We start from the raw sequence: 1,883 nt of genomic DNA, 5'->3' as shown, positions 1-1,883 counted from the left end.
CTTGCTCGGAGCTTCCTTAGCGTGACCTTCTTGTGAGTATGAACGGTCGATGACTTATAAAGGCCAAAGTAGTGCTTATCGAACTCTATTTTAGACTCTTGAGCCATTTTAAAATTAGTTCGACTTTCAGGCTTATCAATACACATCTCATATTCATGTCTGAATATACCTTTAGTACGACCATATGGCCGAATAAAGTTTATATGTTTACCTACCAACTTTCGTACAGGTGAACAAATAAGCGATGGATGCTGGGTAATGATATGAACATCCCAACCGTGATGTCGATGTTTCTCAAAGCGAGTAACTTTTTCAACACGTCCACGAATATCGGTACCGAATGTGCCCTGAGCTTCATCTATGACAATAACCGAACCATCAGGCAAATCATACCAAAGGTCAGGAGTTTCCCATTCAACCCATTTAGAATTGAGCTGATCGACCTTAAGCTCAGGGATGCCGTGGTAATAGATAGTACGTGGCGGCAGGCTTGGATCATCGGGATCTTTGTGAAGACGTAGCAAAGGGTTGTTGGGATCAACAGCATGCTCTAAATCAATCTCTTTGATGGTATTAAGAGTCTTGCCGGAACCGGGTAAACCAGTGCGAAGAAATAACATACGCCCTACTCCTTAGGTGTCCATTTCATGGATGTTTTACTGCCAGCCTTGTTCATACCGGCGAGAAGAGCGCGAGCAATATAAGCAGAAAATAATATATTCAAACAAACATCTATCTTGAGCATGCCAAGAACTGCAATCCAGTCGCTAGGCAAACCACCAAGCTGAGAAAAGGCATAACCCTTGGCTTTATCGAGGGCGGCATCGATACCAACGTAACTTATTGCAGCGAAACCTAGTCCACGTAATAACTTCCAGCCAAGAGGGACTATTGAAAGGCCAACCATGCGTAAGAACAGACCAATCATTGCAGGCATTTATCAAACTCCAGTTGCAATAATTTCAGCTGCTTTACGCATTGCGAAAGCAACCATGAGATAACCCATAAACGTGAGAAAAGTACAAAGACCGGGTACATTAGGATCAACTGTAAATGATCGGCCAGACATAAAAGGAACACTTATAGTTCTTAAAACTGGGCACGCAGCACCAAAACGACTACTAGTATCAATCATCGATGTAAGATCGAACGTGGAATCAGAATCAGGTTTAATAGGCTTGTAGTCTTCACCGGCAAACTCAGATTGAAGCTCAGATTTTAAGTCAGCTATCTTTTTCTCAGTAAGGTCGCGGTATTCTTTATCAGCACAACGTGATTGTTGTTCCTGACGAAGTACAGCGCATTGAATAACATCACCAGTGCAAGAAACTACAGTTTGACACTGCATATCACCAGAAACCTGAGCGTCATCCTCACCGCATTTATCACCTTCACAGGTACCATCGCCGGAACCAGTACCGGAGCCAGAACCACTACCAGAGCCGCTACCGGAGCCGGAGCCACTACCAGAGCCGGAGCCAGACCCTGAACCAGAACCACTACCAGAACCGGAGCCGGAGCCGCTACCAGAGCCACTACCAGAGCCGGAACCACTACCTGAACCGCTGCCAGAGCCGGAACCGCTGCCTGAACCGCTGCCAGAGCCAGTATCGGTGCCAGAGCCAGTATCGGTGCCAGAGCCAGTATCGGTGGGGTCAGTTGTAGGAGGTGTAGGGTCTGGAGTTGGTGCAGGGGCAACATAAAGTTCGCCAGTTACAGTTGCATCAGCAGTGCAATTAAAGCCGCCAGAGGACGCAGGAGTACAAATCTGAACACCTGACAAAGTGGTTGAACATCCACCAATAGATGGAGGTATAGGGACATCGGTTGATTGATGCCAACTATAACTTTTCTGAGTTGCGCCCTTAGGCTCTGTACGTAAA

At 46.3% G+C, this 1,883-nt stretch carries 4 protein-coding genes; all 4 read right to left on the bottom strand.

Going from position 1 to position 1,883, the window contains the following annotated elements; translation table 11 throughout:
* A partial coding sequence (locus ALO43_RS28590; RefSeq protein ID WP_217999769.1) for a zonular occludens toxin domain-containing protein occupies positions 1–620 on the bottom strand: 620 nt, incomplete at its 3' end.
* Positions 621–625: 5 nt separating this feature from the next.
* A complete protein-coding gene (locus ALO43_RS09705; protein ID WP_054997433.1) occupies positions 626–937 on the bottom strand; it encodes a DUF2523 domain-containing protein in 312 nt (103 codons plus the stop codon).
* 3 nt (positions 938–940) lie between these two features.
* Complete coding sequence (locus ALO43_RS28585; RefSeq protein ID WP_083492145.1) at positions 941–1,348, bottom strand: hypothetical protein; 408 nt, start codon at positions 1,346–1,348, stop codon at positions 941–943.
* Positions 1,330–1,701: a hypothetical protein gene (locus tag ALO43_RS31025; RefSeq protein WP_054997432.1), complete on the bottom strand. Its 372-nt coding sequence runs from the start codon at positions 1,699–1,701 to the stop codon at positions 1,330–1,332. The genes ALO43_RS28585 and ALO43_RS31025 overlap by 19 nt, the downstream gene beginning before the upstream one ends.
* Positions 1,702–1,883 lie beyond the last annotated feature (182 nt).

The organism is Pseudomonas tremae (assembly GCF_001401155.1).
In the GTDB taxonomy this organism is placed as follows: Bacteria; Pseudomonadota; Gammaproteobacteria; order Pseudomonadales; family Pseudomonadaceae; genus Aquipseudomonas; species Aquipseudomonas tremae.
The sequence above is the reverse complement of the archived record's forward strand: the minus strand, read 5'-3'. Positions and strand labels throughout refer to the sequence as shown.